Source organism: Candidatus Devosia phytovorans (genome assembly GCA_029202405.1).
Classification (GTDB): Bacteria; Pseudomonadota; Alphaproteobacteria; order Rhizobiales; family Devosiaceae; genus Devosia; species Devosia phytovorans.
On the sequence record CP119312.1, the window covers coordinates 3,929,657 to 3,947,875 of the forward strand.

Annotated in this window: 24 protein-coding genes; 15 read left to right on the plus strand and 9 right to left on the minus strand. The window is 61.9% G+C overall.

Annotated features, from left to right (window positions below; translation table 11 throughout):
- Positions 1-204: 204 nt before the first annotated feature.
- Positions 205-915 carry a purine-nucleoside phosphorylase gene (gene deoD / locus P0Y65_19300; GenBank protein ID WEK04297.1) on the minus strand — a complete coding sequence of 237 codons (711 nt, stop codon included), beginning with the start codon at positions 913-915 and terminating at the stop codon, positions 205-207.
- A 132-nt stretch (positions 916-1,047) separates the two neighbouring features.
- On the opposite strand from deoD, the gene argC reads away from it, so the two are divergent.
- From argC to P0Y65_19315, 3 genes are all read left to right on the plus strand, one after another.
- A complete protein-coding gene (argC, locus tag P0Y65_19305; GenBank protein WEK04298.1) occupies positions 1,048-1,998 on the plus strand; it encodes an N-acetyl-gamma-glutamyl-phosphate reductase in 951 nt (316 codons plus the stop codon).
- Between the two features lie 96 nt (positions 1,999-2,094).
- On the plus strand, positions 2,095-2,700 hold the full coding sequence (gene leuD, locus P0Y65_19310) for a 3-isopropylmalate dehydratase small subunit (protein ID WEK04299.1): 606 nt from the start codon (positions 2,095-2,097) through the stop codon (positions 2,698-2,700).
- Positions 2,701-2,757: 57 nt separating this feature from the next.
- Positions 2,758-3,147, plus strand: a complete 390-nt coding sequence (locus P0Y65_19315) for a RidA family protein (protein ID WEK04300.1) — start codon at positions 2,758-2,760, stop codon at positions 3,145-3,147.
- A 3-nt stretch (positions 3,148-3,150) separates the two neighbouring features.
- On the opposite strand, the gene P0Y65_19320 is transcribed toward P0Y65_19315, so the two are convergent.
- From P0Y65_19320 to P0Y65_19330, 3 genes are all read right to left on the minus strand, one after another.
- Entirely contained in the window at positions 3,151-4,332 is a 1,182-nt protein-coding gene (locus P0Y65_19320) for a GGDEF domain-containing protein (GenBank protein ID WEK04301.1), read from the minus strand.
- A 68-nt stretch (positions 4,333-4,400) separates the two neighbouring features.
- Positions 4,401-5,411 carry an LLM class flavin-dependent oxidoreductase gene (locus P0Y65_19325; GenBank protein ID WEK04302.1) on the minus strand — a complete coding sequence of 337 codons (1,011 nt, stop codon included), beginning with the start codon at positions 5,409-5,411 and terminating at the stop codon, positions 4,401-4,403.
- 55 nt (positions 5,412-5,466) lie between these two features.
- Complete coding sequence (locus P0Y65_19330; GenBank protein ID WEK04303.1) at positions 5,467-6,663, minus strand: NAD(P)/FAD-dependent oxidoreductase; 1,197 nt, start codon at positions 6,661-6,663, stop codon at positions 5,467-5,469.
- A gap of 133 nt (positions 6,664-6,796) precedes the next feature.
- Here P0Y65_19330 and P0Y65_19335 point away from each other — a divergent pair, with 133 nt between their 5' ends.
- Complete coding sequence (locus tag P0Y65_19335; protein WEK04304.1) at positions 6,797-7,393, plus strand: acyloxyacyl hydrolase; 597 nt, start codon at positions 6,797-6,799, stop codon at positions 7,391-7,393.
- Positions 7,394-7,411: 18 nt separating this feature from the next.
- On the opposite strand, the gene P0Y65_19340 is transcribed toward P0Y65_19335, so the two are convergent.
- Complete coding sequence (locus P0Y65_19340) at positions 7,412-7,651, minus strand: hypothetical protein (GenBank protein WEK04305.1); 240 nt, start codon at positions 7,649-7,651, stop codon at positions 7,412-7,414.
- Between the two features lie 18 nt (positions 7,652-7,669).
- Here P0Y65_19340 and P0Y65_19345 point away from each other — a divergent pair, with 18 nt between their 5' ends.
- From P0Y65_19345 to P0Y65_19355, 3 genes are all read left to right on the plus strand, one after another.
- Positions 7,670-8,713: an aspartate-semialdehyde dehydrogenase gene (locus P0Y65_19345; protein WEK04306.1), complete on the plus strand. Its 1,044-nt coding sequence runs from the start codon at positions 7,670-7,672 to the stop codon at positions 8,711-8,713.
- 130 nt (positions 8,714-8,843) lie between these two features.
- Positions 8,844-9,719 carry an EamA family transporter gene (locus P0Y65_19350; GenBank protein WEK04307.1) on the plus strand — a complete coding sequence of 292 codons (876 nt, stop codon included), beginning with the start codon at positions 8,844-8,846 and terminating at the stop codon, positions 9,717-9,719.
- Positions 9,719-10,597 carry an EamA family transporter gene (locus P0Y65_19355; protein ID WEK04308.1) on the plus strand — a complete coding sequence of 293 codons (879 nt, stop codon included), beginning with the start codon at positions 9,719-9,721 and terminating at the stop codon, positions 10,595-10,597. The genes P0Y65_19350 and P0Y65_19355 overlap by 1 nt, the downstream gene beginning before the upstream one ends.
- A gap of 138 nt (positions 10,598-10,735) precedes the next feature.
- Here P0Y65_19355 and P0Y65_19360 read toward each other — a convergent pair whose 3' ends face one another.
- From P0Y65_19360 to P0Y65_19370, 3 genes are all read right to left on the minus strand, one after another.
- The gene (locus P0Y65_19360) at positions 10,736-11,104 is read right to left on the minus strand and encodes a hypothetical protein (GenBank protein ID WEK04309.1); all 369 of its coding nucleotides are present in this window, start codon (positions 11,102-11,104) and stop codon (positions 10,736-10,738) included.
- A gap of 109 nt (positions 11,105-11,213) precedes the next feature.
- On the minus strand, positions 11,214-11,462 hold the full coding sequence (locus P0Y65_19365; GenBank protein ID WEK04310.1) for a hypothetical protein: 249 nt from the start codon (positions 11,460-11,462) through the stop codon (positions 11,214-11,216).
- 388 nt (positions 11,463-11,850) lie between these two features.
- On the minus strand, positions 11,851-12,489 hold the full coding sequence (locus P0Y65_19370; protein ID WEK04311.1) for a carbonic anhydrase: 639 nt from the start codon (positions 12,487-12,489) through the stop codon (positions 11,851-11,853).
- Between the two features lie 72 nt (positions 12,490-12,561).
- Between P0Y65_19370 and P0Y65_19375 the strand changes: the two genes are divergently transcribed.
- Positions 12,562-12,768 carry a DUF1737 domain-containing protein gene (locus tag P0Y65_19375; protein ID WEK04312.1) on the plus strand — a complete coding sequence of 69 codons (207 nt, stop codon included), beginning with the start codon at positions 12,562-12,564 and terminating at the stop codon, positions 12,766-12,768.
- Between the two features lie 19 nt (positions 12,769-12,787).
- Here P0Y65_19375 and P0Y65_19380 read toward each other — a convergent pair whose 3' ends face one another.
- A complete protein-coding gene (locus P0Y65_19380; protein WEK04313.1) occupies positions 12,788-13,375 on the minus strand; it encodes an NUDIX domain-containing protein in 588 nt (195 codons plus the stop codon).
- 112 nt (positions 13,376-13,487) lie between these two features.
- Here P0Y65_19380 and P0Y65_19385 point away from each other — a divergent pair, with 112 nt between their 5' ends.
- From P0Y65_19385 to P0Y65_19415, 7 genes are all read left to right on the plus strand, one after another.
- A complete protein-coding gene (locus P0Y65_19385) occupies positions 13,488-13,847 on the plus strand; it encodes a hypothetical protein (protein ID WEK04314.1) in 360 nt (119 codons plus the stop codon).
- A gap of 198 nt (positions 13,848-14,045) precedes the next feature.
- Positions 14,046-14,432, plus strand: coding sequence for a succinate dehydrogenase, cytochrome b556 subunit (sdhC, locus tag P0Y65_19390; GenBank protein WEK04315.1), 387 nt, complete (start codon positions 14,046-14,048; stop codon positions 14,430-14,432).
- A complete protein-coding gene (sdhD, locus tag P0Y65_19395) occupies positions 14,432-14,824 on the plus strand; it encodes a succinate dehydrogenase, hydrophobic membrane anchor protein (GenBank protein ID WEK04316.1) in 393 nt (130 codons plus the stop codon). The genes sdhC and sdhD overlap by 1 nt, the downstream gene beginning before the upstream one ends.
- Before the next feature lie 4 nt (positions 14,825-14,828).
- Positions 14,829-16,640, plus strand: coding sequence for a succinate dehydrogenase flavoprotein subunit (gene sdhA / locus P0Y65_19400; protein ID WEK04317.1), 1,812 nt, complete (start codon positions 14,829-14,831; stop codon positions 16,638-16,640).
- On the plus strand, positions 16,640-17,071 hold the full coding sequence (locus P0Y65_19405; GenBank protein WEK04318.1) for a DUF3052 domain-containing protein: 432 nt from the start codon (positions 16,640-16,642) through the stop codon (positions 17,069-17,071). The genes sdhA and P0Y65_19405 overlap by 1 nt, the downstream gene beginning before the upstream one ends.
- A complete protein-coding gene (locus tag P0Y65_19410; GenBank protein WEK04319.1) occupies positions 17,068-17,352 on the plus strand; it encodes a hypothetical protein in 285 nt (94 codons plus the stop codon). Before P0Y65_19405 ends, P0Y65_19410 begins: the two co-directional genes overlap by 4 nt.
- A gap of 74 nt (positions 17,353-17,426) precedes the next feature.
- Positions 17,427-18,209: a succinate dehydrogenase iron-sulfur subunit gene (locus tag P0Y65_19415; protein WEK04320.1), complete on the plus strand. Its 783-nt coding sequence runs from the start codon at positions 17,427-17,429 to the stop codon at positions 18,207-18,209.
- Positions 18,210-18,219: the final 10 nt, after the last annotated feature.

An 18,219-nucleotide genomic window follows, 5' to 3' on the forward strand; every position in this document is an offset into this window, starting at 1 on the left:
GCGGAGATTAACACAGCGATGTCGGCGGAAAAGCGGCGGCTTTCCCGGCGCTGGATGACGGATGCGTGAGGAAGAATACCCCCACCTAACCTCCCCCTGAAAAGGGGGAGGGACAGATCGAGCTGGTGGCACAATCAGGCTAAATACACCGCGCGGTCCCTCCCCCTATCAGGGGGAGGATAGGTGGGGGTATCCCCTCGAGATCTAAGCCTCCACCGCCACGTCTAATGACACTTCCACCATGTCCCTGAGCGAGGTCTGGCGCTGTTCGGCGTCGATCTCTTCCTTGGTGATCAGGCAATCGGTCATGGTGCAGATGGTCAGCGCCTTCACCCCAAAACGGGCAGCCAGCGTATAGAGCGCGGCCGCTTCCATTTCGACGCCGAGCACGCCGTGCTCGGGCAGCTTGTCATACCCGGCCATGCCGTCGGCATGGTAGAAAATGTCCGAGCTCAGCATGTTGCCGGCGTGATAGCGCATGCCCTTTTCCTCGGCCTTGCTGGCTGCCGCGCGCAGCAGGCCGAAATCGGCGATAGGCGCGAAATTGAAAGCGCCAAAGCGGCCTTTGACGATGGAAGAGTCCGTGGAAGCGCCCTGCGCGAGGATCAGGTCGCGCACCTTGACCTTGGCATTGAGCCCGCCACAGGTGCCGATGCGGATCAGCGTCTTGGCGCCATAGACATTGATCAGCTCATGCACATAGATCGCGAGCGAAGGCTGGCCCATGCCGCTGGCCTGAACCGAGACAGGCTTGCCCTTCCAGGTGCCGGTATAGCCGAGGCAATTGCGCACCGAATTGACCAGCCTGGCGTCCGTGAGAAAAGTCTCGGCCACCCATTTGGCGCGCAGCGGATCGCCAGGCAGCAGGACGGCTTCGGCATAGTCACCGGGCTTGGCGTGGTTATGGGGCGTCATGAGCGATCCTTTTGTCGTGCAATCGGCTTCAGCATTGCCATTGTGCCGCCTGCACTGCAACCATGCGCGGGCTGGCGTCTTGACCTCGCCACATGCGCGGTCCATCTACGCTGCCGCAATCGGAGAAATGTCATGGTCGCCAAGATTTTCATCGACGGGGAAGCCGGAACCACGGGTCTGCAGATCCGCGAACGCCTGGCCGGCCGGCGCGATCTTGAAGTGCTCTCCATCGCCCAGGACAAGCGCAAGGATCAGGACGAGCGCAAGCGGCTGCTCAATGCCGCCGATGTCGCAATCCTGTGCCTACCTGACGACGCCGCCAAGGAAAGCGTGTCGCTGATCGACAATGATACGACCCGTGTCATCGATGCCTCGACCGCCTATCGCGTCGATCCTGACTGGGCCTATGGCTTTGCCGAAATGGACAAGGGCCAGTCCGAGGTCATCGCCAGGGCGCGCTATGTTTCCAATCCCGGCTGCTATCCGCAGGGCCCGATCGCGACACTGCGTCCGCTGATCGAGGCCGGCCTCTTGCCCGATAGTTTCCCGATCAGCGTCAACGCGATTTCGGGCTATTCGGGCGGCGGCAAGCAGATGATCGCTGAATATGAAGCCGCGGGCGAAGAGGCCAGCGAATTCACCCCCTATGGCCTCACCTTCCAGCACAAGCATGTGCCGGAGATGACGAAATATACCAAGCTCTCGGGCGCGCCGCTTTTCGTGCCGTCGGTCGGCGACTATGCCCAGGGCATGGTGACCTTCGTGCCGCTGCAGCTCGGCCAGCTCGACAAGGTGCCGAGCGGGCGGGAGATCCACGCCGCAATCGCCGATCATTTCGCTGGCATCAAGGATAGTTTCGTTCAGGTCGCGCCCTATGCCGAACTGGCCAAGACGCCCGAGCTTGATCCGCAGATCTACAACAACACCAACACCATGAAGCTGCATGTCTTTGCTAATGATGCGCGGGCCCAGGTGTTGCTGGTGGCGGTCTATGACAATCTGGGCAAGGGCGCCTCGGGTGCCGCGGTGCAAAATCTCAACCTGATGCTGGGCGTCAGTGCCAAAGAGAGCCTTGCAGCCTGATAAAATGACGCGAGCGTACCCAAGAGTACGCTTAGCCGCTTGACCGCAACCTCGCTTTTGCGCCATGACGCTTGGCCAAAGCGAGGTTGTTGAGCCATGGACAAATTCACCACTCTGACCGGTGTCGCGGCGCCCCTGCCGATCATCAATATCGACACCGACATGATCATTCCCAAGCAGTATCTCAAAACGATCAAGCGCACGGGCCTGGGCACCGCGCTGTTTTCGGAGATGCGCTACAATGAGGATGGCAGCGAGAACCCTGATTTTGTCCTCAACAAGCAGGGCTATCGCAACGCGACGATCATCGTTGCGGGTGACAATTTCGGCTGCGGGTCATCGCGCGAGCATGCCCCCTGGGCGCTGCTCGATTTCGGCATCCGTTGCGTGATCTCGACCAGCTTTGCCGATATTTTCTACAACAACTGCTTCAAGAACGGCATTCTACCGCTGGTGGTGAGCCCCGAACAGCTGAAGCTCCTGCTCGACGACGCCGAGCGCGGCGCCAATGCCACCCTGACGGTGGATCTGGAAAACCAGACCGTGCAGGGCCCTGATGGCGGCACGCTGCATTTCGACATCGACCCGACCCGCAAGCAGATCCTGCTCGAAGGTCTCGACGATATTGCCGGCACGCTGAAGTCGGACCCTTCCATTTCCAGCTTCGAAAGCAAGATGGCGGCTGACCGCCCCTGGCTCTGATTTTTGGCCTCTGGTCGCAGGGGTTACGACTTAAACTGAGGCAAAAAGGCCAAAACAATGGTGCAGCGCGTTTCTACCGGTTCTCCCTTCGAAGCCACCTTCGGCTATTCGCGTGCCGTGCGGCATGAGGATACGGTCTATGTGTCGGGCACGACCGGCTATGACTATGCCACCATGACCATGCCCGACGATGTCGGCCAGCAGGCGGCCAATGCCCTGGCGACGATCGACAAGGCGCTCAGGGAAGCTGGCTCGTCGATCGCAGACACGGTCCGCGTGGTCTATTATGTCGGCGATCGCAATGACGTCGATGCGGTGGTCAAGGCCGTCGGCCCGGTGTTCAAGGACATCCGCCCGGCGGCATCCATGCTGATCGTGCAGATGATCGAAGCCGGTATGAAGATCGAAATCGAAGTCACCGCCCGGATTGGCGCGGCGAACTCCTAAGACTCAGGCGATATTGCGAATGCCCTGCTGGTTCTTTCCGGCAGGGCTTTTGTCTGCCGTGGGGTCGGACAGACGGACACGGTTGCGGCCGGCCTTCTTGGCTTCGTAGAGCGCGTTGTCGGCACGGCGCATCAGATCGGTCAGTGTCTCGCCGGTGTCGAGCACGGCAACGCCCAGGCTGGCGCTGAGCGGACGATGGTCAACGCTGTCCATGGCAAGGGCGGCAAATCGGGCGCGCACCGCCTGGGCATAGCGAAGGGCATTCTCCGCCTTGGCATTGGGCAGCAGCGCCACGAATTCCTCGCCACCGATGCGGCCGAGAATGGCTCCGCTGCCGGACTCGTGCCGCAGGATATCGGCGAAGGCGCAGATCACGCCATCGCCGGCGGCATGGCCGAAGCTGTCATTGATGGACTTGAAGTGGTCGAGATCGGCGACGACCAGGGCATAGGCATTCTGGCTCTCGGCCCTGGCTTCAAAGCCGCGCCGGTTGAGCAGACCCGACAGCGTGTCGGTTTCCGAGCGCGCCGTGATCTCGGCCAGCACGTCGCGCAGGATGATCAGCAGCAGCAGGAGCCCGGTGGCGATCAGCAGCATGCTGCCGACGCTTTGCGAGATGGCGGCATAGGTGGTGCCGATATAGCCCTGAGCGGTGGTGCCACTGCCCATGTTCACGGCAAGGATCGGCTTGAGCAGGAATTGAATGGCACTCAGTGCAAAGAGCGATACCAGCGCATTGTCCAGCGCCTGCCGGCGCGGAAAGCGCAGGATGGTGATCACGCCCAGGAGATGCACGATGAAATAGGGCGACTGATAGAGCACGTGGCGCAGGGCCGAATCGCGAGGCAGGTCGAGAATGATGATGTTGAGGAGCAGGGCGCCAAGCGCATAGGCGATCATGGTGCGCCACGGCGGGGTCAGGCGATAGTGGCGGGCAAGGCCGATCACCCCCATGGCGGCAGCATATTGCAGGCTCAGGGCCACGGCGACTTCCATGACCCTGGCATCAGTCTGCATGGGCACGAGGATTTCGAGCAGGGGGTTGAACATGCCCAGGCCATAGCCAGCCGCCAACCAGCGCGCACTGGTGGCGCTGCGCGCATAAAGGCTCGCAACGCCAAATGCGGTGGCGAAGGTGAAGGCGACAAAGAGACTGATGGCCAGGATGAAGGTGGCGGCGCTCATTGACCTTCTGGGGTTCAGTTCGGGACCAGAATAAATCCTCAAACAAAACAAGCCGTTAATGCGCGTGCTTAGGCTCGTTGCGCAATGTCGAAAGCCTTTGCCAACAGGCCATAGCTGCGGCGGCGAAGCGCGTAGCTGTGCATGGTGGTGGTGATCATCACCTCGTCCACCTCGGCACTTTCCGCCTTTTGCAGAATGGTCTCGCGCACTGTCTCGGGCGAGCCAACGATCCACAATGTTCCCTGATGGTCGATGACGCCCTGCTGCTGCGGGGTCAGCACCACCTTGTGCGCCTCTTCCGGGCTCATCAGCCGGCGCTGCTGGCCGGTCATGAACAGCGCCCATTGCACGGCCTGTGAATAGGAGAGGTATTGCGCTTCCTCGTCCGTCGGTGCGCAGACCACCGAAACGCACATCATGCTTCTTGGCTTGTCGAAATAGATGCTGGGCTGGAAGGCGAAGCGATAGGCTTCGAAGGCCGGGGCAGCGGGCGTGTGGCTGAAATGGGCCGCAAAGGCATAGCCCATGCCCATCTGACCGGCGGCCGAAGCGCTCGCGCCCGACGAGCCGAGCAGCCAGAGCGGGGGCAGGCGAATACCACCGGGCGAGACCGGCACGCGAGAATAGGGATGGTCGGGCGGGAAGGTTTCCTCGTCGAAAGCCATGAGCTCGGCGAGATAGGTCGAAAATTCTTCGCCGCCGCCCGAGCGCAAGGCGCGCATGGCATAGCCGTCGCCACCGGGTGCCCGGCCAAGGCCGAGGTCGATACGGCCGGGGAAAAGGCCTTCAAGTGTGCGATAGGCCTCGGCAATGCGCAGCGGGGCGTGGTTGAGCAGCATGACGCCGCCCGAACCGACGCGAAGGTTTTCGGTATGCGCCGCCGCGCTGCCGATCAGGATTTCCGGCACGGAGGAGGCGATGGAGGGCATGCCGTGGTGTTCGGCATACCAGAGGCGGGTATAGCCCAGCCGATCCGCTTCCTGCGCCAGGAGAATGGTTTCGGCCATGGCCTGGGCGGTGGACGTGCCTTCGGCAATGGGGGCGAGATCCTGCAGCGACAGGGCAAAGGGGGCGGCCATGGGCAAAGTCCTTGGAGGTCAGTGCCGGCCTTCTATCGTCAATGTGCGATGAAAGCTAGGCGGCTTGACCGGCGGCCCAGCCCGAGGCCCAGGCCCACTGGAAATTATAGCCGCCAAGCCAGCCGGTGACGTCGACCACCTCGCCGACAAAGAACAGGCCCGGCACATTGCGGGCCATCATGGTCTTGGCATCGAGATCGCGCGTATTCACGCCGCCCAGCGTCACTTCGGCCGTGCGATAGCCTTCAGAACCGACGGGCTTGAGGCTCCATTGCTTGAGTTTCTGCTCAACCAGCGCAATCTTCTTGTCGGAGAAATCACCGATCATGCCGGGCAGGTCGAGTTCGTCGCCGAGCAGCTGCGCAAGCTTCTTGGGCAGGAAGGCGTTCAACACGGTCTGCACCTGCACCTTGGGCGTGGCCTTGCGCACGGCGCGGATTTTCTCGCCGGCATCCTGATGCGGCAAGAGATCCACAGCGATGGCGTCGCCCTCGCGCCAATATGAGGAAATCTGCAGGATCGACGGACCGCTCAGCCCGCGGTGGGTGAAGAGCAGCGCTTCCTCGAAGGCGGTCTTGCCATGGCTGACCACGGCGTCGGCGGCAATACCCGAGAGTTCCTTGAGCTTTTCGAGCTGGCCGGTCTCAAAGGTCAGCGGCACGAGGCCGGGGCGGGTCTCGGTCACGCGCAGGCCGAACTGATCGGCCAGCTGATAGCCCAGCCCCGTCGCGCCCATCTTGGGAATGGACTTGCCACCCGTCGCGACGACGAGGCTTTCGCAGGTTATGGAGCTGGTACTCAGCGCCAGTTCGAACAGATCGCCGCTCTCATCGCGGCCGATCTTTTCGACTTCGGTCTCCAGCACCATGGTCACGCCGGCCTTGCGCATCTCGCCCAGCAGCATGGTGGTGATCTGCGTGGCCGGACCGTCGCAGAACAATTGGCCGAGCGTCTTTTCATGGAAGGTGATGCCATGGTCGCGCACCATGGCGATGAACATGTCCGGCGTGTAGCGCGAGAGCGCCGAGAGGGCGAAGCGCGGGTTTTCGCTCAAAAACCGGTCGCGGCCCTTTTCGATCGTCGCGTTCACATTGGTGAAATTGCAGCGCCCGCCGCCGGAGATGCGGATCTTTTCGCCCGCATTTTTGGCGTGATCGACCAGCAGCACGCTGCGATTGCGCCGGCCGGCCTCGATGGCCGCCATCATGCCGGCGGCACCGGCGCCCAGAACGACAACATCATAATGGGGCATGGGCGTTTCCTCAGGGCAAAAGCAAGGCGCCTGCCTAACGCATCGGGGCGATAATGCCAATCTTGGGTGGCACGTGGTTGACTTTTTTACCCCCGATCCGGCTTTATGGCGCCGTTGCGGAGTGATTGAGTCCATGTCGAGCGTGAAGAACATCCTGGTTGCCGGTCTGACCTTGCTGGGCCTGGCATCGCCTGCTCTGGCGCAGGACGCGCTCTATTCGCCCAATCCGGTCGCCGACTGGGTCAGCGAATTACGCCTCGGCTTGCTCGCGCATGACGTGCATCACGCCGCGCTGCCCTTCAAGGTCAATGAATGGGATGTCAGCGACATCGAGGACGTCAGCTTCGACGTGCTGTTCCATTCGCCCGATTACGATGCTTTCCGCTGGATCGGCTCACCCCGTCCAGAAGTCGGCGCCACGGTCAATTTCGCGGGTCGCGACAGCATGGCCCATCTGGGCCTCACCTGGCAGTTGCCGGTGTTCGAGACGCCTTTTTATCTCGAAGGCACGTTTGGCGCTGCGATCCACAATGGCGCGCTGACAGGCGCTCCGGCCGGCGAGAAGAATTTCGGCTGCCGCGTCAATTTCTACGAACGCTTCGGCGTCGGTGCCAATGTGGGCGAAAACGTCACGGCCACGCTGACCTATGAGCATACGTCCAACAATGACTGGTGCGATGCCAACGATGGTCTCTCCAACTTCGGCCTGCGCGTCGGCTGGAAATTCTAGCCTCGCATAGGCAATTGACTAATTCCTATTCTGGAGTATGACTTCGCCTGCTTTCAACTTAAGCAGTCGATGATGCACAGCGCCTTTTCCATTGCGATGCTCGCAGCGCACCGGTTCCTGACCGGCGGCAACGCTCTGCTCATGACCAAAAAAACCACCAAAACCGCCTGACGCTTTTCCCCGGGTCGCTCTCCCGCCGGGGAGAGGCGCAAAGCTGATGACCGCGATGAAATCATCGCGCGGGGGCGGAATGGTCAAGGGACTGGAGTTCCAAAAATGGGTTATCGCGTCGCTGTCGTCGGTGCCACGGGCAATGTGGGCCGTGAAGTTCTCAATATCCTGGCCGAACGCAAGTTCCCGGCCGATGAAGTCATCGCCCTGGCCTCGTCGCGGTCGATCGGCCGCGAAATCTCCTATGGCGACAAGATCCTTAAGGCCAAGAACCTGGAAGACTTCGACTTCAAGGGCGTCGATTTCGCCATCATGTCGGCCGGCGGGTCCATTTCCAAGGACTGGGCGCCGCGCATTGCCCAGACCGGCTGCATCGTCATCGATAATTCGAGCTACTGGCGCTACAATTCGGACGTGCCGCTGGTCGTGCCGGAAGTGAATGGCGCCATTCTTGATCGCTGGCTGGCCGATCCCAAGCGCAACAATATCATCGCCAATCCCAATTGCTCGACGGCCCAGCTGGTCGTGGCGCTCAAGCCCCTGCATGACGCGGCCAAGATCAAGCGCGTCGTCGTCTCGACCTACCAGTCGGTGTCCGGCGCCGGCAAGGAAGGCGTCGACGAGCTGTGGAACCAGACCAAGGGCATTTTCGTCAACGACAGCGCGACGCCCGGCAAGTTCCCCAAGCAGATTGCCTTCAACGTCATCCCGCATATCGATGTGTTCATGGAAGACGGCTACACCAAGGAAGAGTGGAAGGTCCTCGCCGAAACCAAGAAGATCCTCGATCCCAAGATCAAGGTGACCTGCACCGCCGTGCGCGTGCCGGTGTTCGTGGGCCATTCCGAAGCGGTCAATCTCGAGTTCGAAAACCCGATCTCGGCCGACGAGGCACGCGACCTGCTGCGCGAGGCGCCGGGCATTGCCGTGCTCGACAAGCGCGAGCCGGGTGGCTATGCGACCCCGGTCGAAACGGTTGGTGAATATGACACCTATGTCAGCCGTATCCGCGAGGATAATACGGTCGAGAACGGCCTCGTCCTCTGGGTTGTCTCGGACAATCTGCGCAAGGGTGCCGCGCTCAATACGATCCAGATCGCCGAAGAGCTGATCGCCCGCGGCCTCAAGGCCCGCCAAGCTGCCGCCTGATCCTTTCGTCTTTTGGGGCCGGCTTGAGGGCCGGCCCCGTCTTTGACCTTGGCAGGAAGCGTAACCAAGAGTACAGCTCTTGGCGGGAGGACTGTATGGCGCGCCGGCGCCGCCCGCCCGAAGTGTCCTTATGCCCATCCGTGACATCGCTCTTGCCCTCCTCGTCGTCCTGATCTGGGGCCTCAATTTCGTCTTCATCAAATGGGGTGTGGAGGAAGTTCCTCCGCTGTTTCTGACCGGGCTGCGCTATCTCTGCGCCGCCCTGCCCATGGTGTATTTCGTGCGCCGGCCGCAGGTCCGGACCGGCACGCTCATCCTCTATGGCCTTGCCATCGGCTTTGCCCAGTTCGGACTGCTGTTTTCGGCCATCAAGCTGGGCATGCCGGCGGGCCTCGCCTCGCTGATCATCCAGACCCAGGCCTTCTTTACCATTGCCCTGGCTTTGGTCTTTCTCGGAGAAAAGCTCGGGCTCGTGCAGGGGCTCGGCGCGCTGGTTGCCATTGCCGGCATTGGCGTGATCGCCAGCGAGCGTTTCGAGGTCACGGCGCTGGTGCCACTGCTGATGGTGCTGCTGGCCGGGTTTTTCTGGGGTGTCGGCAATATTGCCTCCAAGCGTGCCGGCAAGATCGACATGCTGTCCTTCGTGGTCTGGGGAAGCCTTGTCCCCATCCTGCCGCTGTTTGCGCTATCCTTTTTGGTCGAAGGTCCCGCCGCCATCGGTTCGGCGCTTGCCAATTTCAGCCCTCGCAGCGTGGGCGTCGTATTGTTCAATGGCTATGCCGCCACCATCGCCGGCTTCGGGCTGTGGAGCTATCTGCTCAAGCATCATCCGGCCGGGTTGATCGCGCCCTTCTCCCTGCTCGTGCCGGTGTTCGGCATCGGCTTTTCCTGGCTGCTCCTGGGCGAGGTCATCACCTCCATCGAGGTTTTGGGCAGCGTCCTGGTGCTCGGTGGGCTGGTGCTTACGGTGCTGGGGCCACGCCTGCTCAAGGCGAGGGCTGCCTGATGCCGATCCGCCATATCCTGCTCGCCCTGCTGGTCGTTGCCATCTGGGGCTTCAATTTCGTCGTCATCAAGCTGAGCGTCGAGGCCCTACCGCCGATCCTGGCCGCCGCTCTGCGCTTTACTGCGGCGGCGCTGCCGGCGGTGTTTTTCATCCGGCCGCCCAAGGCGAAATTCTGGCTGGTCGTGCTTTATGGTCTGGCCTTCGGCTTTGCCCTCTATGGCTTCCTCAATCTCGCCATTGCCTGGGGCATGTCGGCCGGGCTGAGCTCGCTGGTGCTGCAGACGCAGGCCTTTTTCACCATGGGCCTGGCCTTCCTCCTGCTTGGCGAGCGGCCGAGCCGGTTTCAGGTGATCGGGGCGCTGGTGGCCTTTGGCGGGATTGCGGTCATCGCCACCGAGCGCATGGCGGTGACGGCGCTGTTGCCGCTGGGCATGGTGCTGCTGGCAGCGCTGAGCTGGGGCGCCGCCAATGTGCTGACCAAGAAGGCCGGCAAGGTCAATGCGGTCAGCTTTACCGTCTGGGGCGCGCTGGTGGCGCCCTTGCCGCTGCTGGGTCTGTCCCTGCTGATCGAAGGACCGCAGCAGGTCTGGTCGGCGCTGGGCACTTTCGGCTGGTCCGATGCGGCGCTCATCGCCTTCCTGGCCTATCCGGCAACCCTCCTGGGCGGGGCAATCTGGGCCTGGCTTTTGGGCCGGCACCCCGCATCGACAGTGGCGCCGTTCACCCTGCTGGTACCGATCTCCGGGCTGATCTCGGGCTATCTGGTGCTGGGCGAGGTGATCACCCCGATCGAAATCGGGGGGGCAGTGCTGGTCATTGCCGGACTGGTCATTACGGTCATGCGGCGCGCGCCGCGCGCCATTCCACCGGCTGCCTAGAGCGTTTTCAGCAAAAGTGGCTACCACTTTTGCGGTTCGCAAACGCGCCAGTGTAAGGACTTAGAGCTGCTTCACCGTTTCAAGGAAACGGTGAAGCAGCTCTAGAAAAATGGCCGCTCCAGGGAGCGGCCATTCTCATTATTGGTCGGTGGTACCCGGTACCAGGGATTCAGGGGTTTCGGTCGGCGCGGCCATCGGGTCGGCGCCAAGGCCGGCATCGGGGACGCCGAGGCTGGCGTCAGGCGCTGGGGCCGGGGCTGCTGGCGCTGCTGGAGCCGCTGCCGGCTGCAGGGAATTGAGTTCGTCGGCATTCAGCCCGCCACTGGCATCGGCATCGGCGGCATCGAATTCGGGCTGGCCGAGATCGGGCCAGACGGCCTGCAATTCGGCATAGCTCAGCTCGCCATTGCCATCGGTGTCGACGTCACCAAAGCTCATCGGGGTCTGGGCAAGGGCGGCGGTTGCGGTGAGGCCTGCAATGGCAAGGCCAAGGGCAAATTTCTTCACTGGGGAAACTCCAAATTGTCTCGTATGGCCGCGGGTCGGCGGCTGTTCAATGAGAGCCACCCCGAAGGGGCGTGGGGTGGCTCATGCACCCAGGGACTGGGTGTCGCGACTACATGGCCGGGGCTGCGGCCGTTGCAGTGAGCGTTGCATATTCTTCGGCCGACAGATCGCCGCTACCGTCCGCATCGACACTGACGAAGGCTTCTTCGGTCAGGTCCGGCCAGGCCGTCTGGGCTTCGAGGAGCGAGATGGCGCCACTGGCATCGGCATCCACTGTTGCAAAGTCAGTGGCAGCCTGCGCAAAGGCTGCGCCGGTCAGGCCAAGGACAACGAGGGATGACAGAACGATCTTCTTCATGGGAGGTGAGCTCCAATGTTGGGGAGATAAAAGCGGTGACCGGTTTGCCGATCTCCGACGGGTTGCTCTCCTGCAGCCCGTGAGACAGACAATGCTGGCGCAATGTGTCTCGTGAGGGGAGAAAAATTGACGTCGAGCAGATAATTATCGGGCAAATTTCGGGCAGTTCGGCCAAAGATTAACCTTTGACTATACTGCAAGTGTTTCGCGCTTTAACGGTTCTAGACTATAGTCTTTTCTGTTTCCTGGTCTTGCAGGCATTGCGACATTTTTGCCGCAACACAAGTTTACGACGCCGAGTTGCGCAGGACTATGCAGTCACGCGCCCGTGAAGGCTCATGTGAGCACTTCACCGGCGCGTGACCGACAAGTCAAAAGGCTAGAAGAATCAGATTTGCGGGCGGATGAAGTCGCCGTCGCTGTCCATGATCCACAATTCGCCGGTCGAGATATCGAACCAGGCGCCATGCACGGCCAGTTTCCCCTCGGCCTCAAGTTCGGCCACATAGGGGAAGGTGCGCAGGTTGTTGATCGAATTGCGGATGGAGATGCGCTCCATTGCCGTTTGCCGCTCGCTCTGGGTGAGAAGGCTGTTCTTGCCCAGCTGCGCCGGCAGGTCACCCAGCATGCTCATCCACTTGCCGATGAAATCGCCAGTATCGAGTGGATTGAAATCGGGCGAAATCGCCGCCTTGATGCCACCACAGCGACCGTGGCCCATGATGACGATATTGGCGATGTCCAGCGCTTTGACGGCGAATTCGATGCCGGCCGAAGTGCCGTGCTGGCCGCCATCGGGCTGATAGGTCGGGACCAGGTTGGCTACGTTGCGCAACACGAAGAGTTCGCCGGGTCCAGAGTCGAAGATCATCTCGGGCGCCGCGCGGCTGTCGCAGCAGGCGATGATCATGGTGGACGGGGTCTGGCCCTCGATAGCGAGATCGCGGATGCGATCCTTCTCGCGGGCATAGCGGCCAGCCATGAAGTTGGCATGGCCCTTAAGCAAGTGGTCAGGAAAGCTGTGCATGGCTTCTGGATTAGCGATAAGAGGGGCGGGAATCAACTACCGCGCTATCGCGCAATGCATTGGGGGACATGCATGCTGATCTACCGTTTTCTGACGGGCAAGGACGACACGGCCTTTTGCCACAAGATCACCAAGGCGCTCAGCGAAGGCTGGCAGCTGCATGGTGCACCAAGCTATGCCTATGACGCCGCCGAGAAATGCATGAAGGCCGGCCAGGCCGTCACCCGCGTGGCGCCCGATCAGCCCTATGATCCGGACAAGAAACTGATCGATTTCTGATCGGCCGGGTGGCGCCGCCTTAAAGGCTCTCGCCCCTCGCCAACAGCAGGGCCAGGGCCTGCAGCATGATGATGGTCTTGGCGTCGGAAATCTCGCCGGTGCCGATCATCGCCAGCGCCTCGTCGAGTGCCAGTTCGAACACTTCGATGTCCTCGCCCTCCTCGATCAGGCCGCCACCGGCATGCAGGCTTTCGCCGGGCGTATAGCGCGCCAGGTAGCAAGCGCATTTTTCGGTCAGCGATCCGGGGCTCATATGGGCGTTGGAGACGAATAGCAGGTTTTGCGGTTCGTAGCCGGTCTCTTCCACGGCCTCGCGATGGGCGGCAACTTCGGGCGCTTCTCCATCGAGCAGGCCGGCAGGGGCCTCGATCAGCCAGGCCTTGTCGCCATTGAGATGGGGCGGCAGGCGGAACTGGCGGGTAAGGATCACCGTCTGCTGCTCGGGCGCATACATCAGCACGGCTGCGGCGCTGCCGTGGTCATAGACTTCGCGCTTGACGGTCTGGCTGGTGCCGTCGCGGCGGCCGTGGCTGACCTCATAGCGATCGAGCCGGCCCCAATCCTTGGCCAGGGGGGTGATGCCGATGATTTTGATCGTGTCGTCCATGGGGCGCTCCGCTTGTCATCCCCCTATGCCGGAAAGTGCGATAGAGGCCAATGACTTTGCCGCAGATCAGCCATGGTCGCGTGGTGCAAGCCGCCGCGACGGGGAGATTGTCATGCGCCTGATCTGGATCGGACTGCTCTTTGCCCCCTTGGCATCGCCATGCATGGCCGAAACCGTCGCGACCGACTGGCCGGCGGAAAAATGCGCCGTCTATGAAGCTGCCTGGAACCAGTCGCTCGACGCCTTTGGCAGCGACGAGATGAACTTTGCCTTCCTCGCAGGCAACGAGAATTTCATCGCCAGCGGCTGTAGCGAAGCCGGCGAGATCTGTCCTCGGTCCGAGCAGGAGCTCGAGATAGCCAATGCGCTGTCTCTCGCCATGATCAACGCCGGCGCCGCCAGCACCTTCCTGCCGTTCCATTGTCCGCAGCCCGAGTCAGCAGCCGACGGTTGGAGCGGGCCGGGGCTTTAGTGGTTACAACATGTTAGCTGTGGCGGAGGTAGAACAGCGTGCCGCATGCGATTGACGCACACGCTGTGCGCTATACGAACAAAGTGCGGAATGCGCCAAAAGTCTCAATCGAGCGCTTTGATTTTGTAACACTTGGGCGCTAGAAGTCTCGAACCATTCCAAACTACGCGCGACAAAAACGCGCGCCAGCGAGGCTTCATGACGGTTCGCGCCCGCCCTCTATCTCCCCACCTGCAGATCTACCGCTGGACCATCACCATGGCCATGTCGATCGCCCATCGTGCCACCGGTATCGCCAATTATGCCGGTACGGTGCTGCTGGTCATCTGGCTGGCCGCAGCGGCCTGGGGGCAGGAGCCGCTCGATGTCGTCAACGGCGTCTATGGCTCGTGGTTCGGCCAGCTGGTGCTGTTCGGGTTTACCTGGTCACTGCTGCACCACATGCTCGGCGGCCTGCGCCATTTCGTGTGGGATTTCATCATCGGCATGGAGCCGGGCCAGCGCGAAAAACTCGCCTGGGCCAATCTCATCGCTTCCATCGTCCTGACCCTCGTGGTCTGGACCGTTTTCGTCTGGATCGCATAATGGGCGAAAAAGTCATCACCACCGGCACGGTCGCCAATCCCAAGTCGATCTATGGCGACAAGAAAGCCTCGACGCGCCATTTCATGACGCAGCGCGTCAGCGGCGCCATCAATATCGTCTTCTTGGCCCTCTTGCTCTTCGTGGTCGTCCGTCTTGCCGGGCAGGATCGCGCGGACATGGTTTCGGTCATCGGCAATGCCTTCATCGGCCTGCCGCTCGCCGTGCTGCTGGTCATCGTCTGCATCCACATGCGCAACGGCATGCGCGACACGCTGGAAGACTATTTCCACGGCCGCACCTACAGCCTCTACATGATGCTCAACACCATGTTCTGCCTCGCCGTTGGTGCAGTCGGCGTCATTTCCATTCTCAAGCTCGTCTTCTGGGGTTAGCCACATGGCCAATTACGAACTCATCGACCACGAATTCGACGTGGTGGTGGTGGGCGCCGGTGGCGCTGGCCTGCGTGCTACGTTGGGCATGGCCGAGCAGGGCCTCAAGACCGCCTGCATCACCAAGGTGTTCCCGACCCGCAGCCACACTGTGGCCGCGCAGGGCGGCATTGCCGCGTCTCTCCAGAACATGGGTCCTGACAGCTGGCAGTGGCACATGTACGATACCGTCAAGGGCTCGGACTGGCTCGGCGACAATGATGCGATGGAATATCTCGCCCGCGAGGCGCCAGCCGCCATCTATGAGCTCGAGCACTATGGCGTGCCCTTCTCGCGTACCCAGGATGGCCGTATCTACCAGCGCCCGTTCGGCGGCCACATGACCGAGTTCGGCGAAGGCCCGCCGGTGCAGCGCACCTGCGCCGCCGCCGACCGTACCGGCCACGCCATTTTGCACACGCTCTACGGCCAGTCGCTGCGCAACAATGCCGAATTCTATATCGAGTATTTCGCGCTCGACCTGATCATGGGCGAGAATGGCGAATGCCAGGGCGTGATCGCCTGGAAACTCGATGACGGCACGCTGCATCGCTTCCGCGCGAAGCTCGTGGTCCTCGCCACCGGCGGCTATGGCCGCTCCTACTTCTCCGCCACCTCGGCCCATACCTGCACCGGCGACGGCAATGGCATGGTGGCCCGCGCCGGCCTGCCGCTGCAGGACATGGAATTCGTGCAGTTCCACCCCACGGGCATTTATGGCGCCGGCGTGCTCATCACCGAGGGCGCGCGCGGCGAGGGTGGCTATCTCACCAATTCGGAAGGCGAGCGCTTCATGGAGCGCTATGCCCCCAATGCCAAGGATCTCGCCTCGCGCGACGTCGTCAGCCGCTGCATGACGCTCGAGATCCGCGAAGGCCGCGGCGTCGGTCCCAACAAGGACCATATCTATCTGCACCTCGATCACCTTGATCCGAAAGTGCTGCACGAGCGCCTGCCGGGCATTACCGAATCGGCCAAGATCTTTGCCGGCGTGGATCTCACTCGCGAGCCGATCCCGGTGCTGCCGACCGTGCACTACAATATGGGCGGCATTCCCGCGAATTATCATGGCGAGGTGCTCGATCCAACCGAGGACAATCCCGATCGCGTGGTGCCGGGCCTGATGGCTGTGGGCGAAGCGGCCTGTGCCTCGGTGCATGGCGCCAATCGCCTGGGTTCCAATTCGCTGACGGATCTCGTGGTCTTTGGCCGTGCCGCCGCCCTGCGCGCAGGCCAGGTGCTCGATCGCGAAGCCCCCATTCCCGGCATCAATGCCGCGCAGGACGCAAAAATCCTCGCCCGCTTCGATCGCCTGCGCAACGCGTCCGGCAGCCAGCCGACCGCCAAGCTGCGCGACGAGATGCAGCGCACCATGCAGGCCGATGCCGCGGTGTTCCGCACCGATGCTTCGCTCAAGCAGGGCGTCAGCTCGATGAGCGAAATCTATTCGCGGCTCCCTGATGTCGGTGTGACCGACCGCTCGCTGATCTGGAATTCGGACCTCGTCGAGACGCTCGAGCTGGAAAACCTCATGGCCTGCGCCATGGTCACGGTGGTTTCGGCCGAAGCGCGCCAGGAATCGCGCGGCGCCCATGCCCATGAGGACTATCCGAGCCGCGACGACGAAAACTGGCGCAAGCACACCTTGAGCTGGATCGACATCGAAACCGGCGCGGTCAAGCTGGGCTACAGGCCCGTGCATGTCGATCCGCTGACCCCCTACGATCAGGGCGGCATCGACCTCAAGAAGATCGCGCCCAAGGCACGCGTCTACTGATGAGCGATCCGGCCGGATATTCGGGCACACCCCTGGCTCAAAAGCTGGGACTGAAAGATGGGCAGCGCGCGCTGTTCATCGATCTGCCCGCGTCGCTGGCAGATCTGGCCGCGTCGCGACAGTTCGTCGAGACGAACAGGATCACCGCGGATCAGCTCGGCGACGCCGCTCCGGGCTATGACGTGGTCCATCTCTTCACCAGCGCCCGCGCGGTGCTGGAGGCGTCGGCGCAGCGGCTGATGAATCTGATCGCGCGCGACGGCATGATCTGGGTGAGCTGGCCCAAGAAGGCGGCGAAAGTCGCCACCGATATCACCGAGGACGTGATCCGCACCGTGGTTCTGCCGCTGGGGCTGGTCGACGTGAAGGTCTGTGCGGTGGACGAGACCTGGTCCGGGTTGAAGCTGGTGATCCGCAAGGAGCTGAGATGAGATTTTTTGCCTTTTTGCCGGCCCTGGCCCTGCTGACCGTGCCGGCCCTTGCCGCACCGACCGAAGCACAAAAGACCGAATTCTATTCGGTCTGCATGTCCATCGCGCAGGATCAGACGCTCTGCGCCTGCAAGGCCGACGCCGCCATGACGCTGATCGATGAACGCTTCATGGGCGTGGTGATTGCCTCGATGAAAGGCCAGACGCCCAAGTCGGACGACTATGTCGCCTACAATACCTACGTCGCCAAATCGAACCAGATCTGCAAGCCGAACTACTGACGGGCCTTTGGCTCCGACGCGGTGACAGTTGAGAATTCAGTGCCGGTTGAGAGGCACTTAGGAAAGGGCCAAAAATGGTCGAACTGATGCTCCCCAAGGCCGATCGCCCCCAGAAGGGCAAGACCTGGCCAAAGCCTGCCGGCGCCAAGCGCCTGCGCGAGTATCACATCTATCGCTACAATCCCGACGAGAGCGCCAATCCGCGCATCGACACCTATTTCGTCGATCTCGATGATTGCGGCCCGATGATCCTCGATGGCCTGCTGTGGATCAAGAACAAGGTCGATGCGACGCTGACCCTGCGCCGCTCCTGCCGCGAGGGCATCTGCGGCTCCTGTTCGATGAATATCAACGGGCTCAATACCCTGGCCTGCACCAAGGGCATGGACGACAGCTCGGGCCCGATCAAGATCTACCCGCTGCCGCATATGCCGGTGGTCAAGGACCTGGTCCCCGATCTGACGACCTTTTATGCGCAGCACCGCGCCATCGAGCCATGGCTCAAGACCACCTCGCCCACGCCGCAGAAAGAGTGGACGCAGTCGGTCGAAAGCCGTGCCAAGCTCGACGGGCTCTATGAGTGCATCCTCTGTGCCTGCTGCTCCACCTCCTGCCCGAGCTACTGGTGGAATGGCCAGAAATACCTCGGCCCGGCAGCGCTGCTGCAGGCCTATCGCTGGCTCATCGATTCCCGTGATGAAACGACCCAGGAACGCCTCGACGACCTTGAAGACCCGTTCAAGCTCTATCGCTGCCACACCATCATGAACTGCGCCAAGGTTTGCCCCAAGGGCCTCAACCCGGCCAAGGCCATCGCGCAGATCAAGAAGATGATGGTCGAGCGCAAGGCGGCGTAAAGTTCTCGGT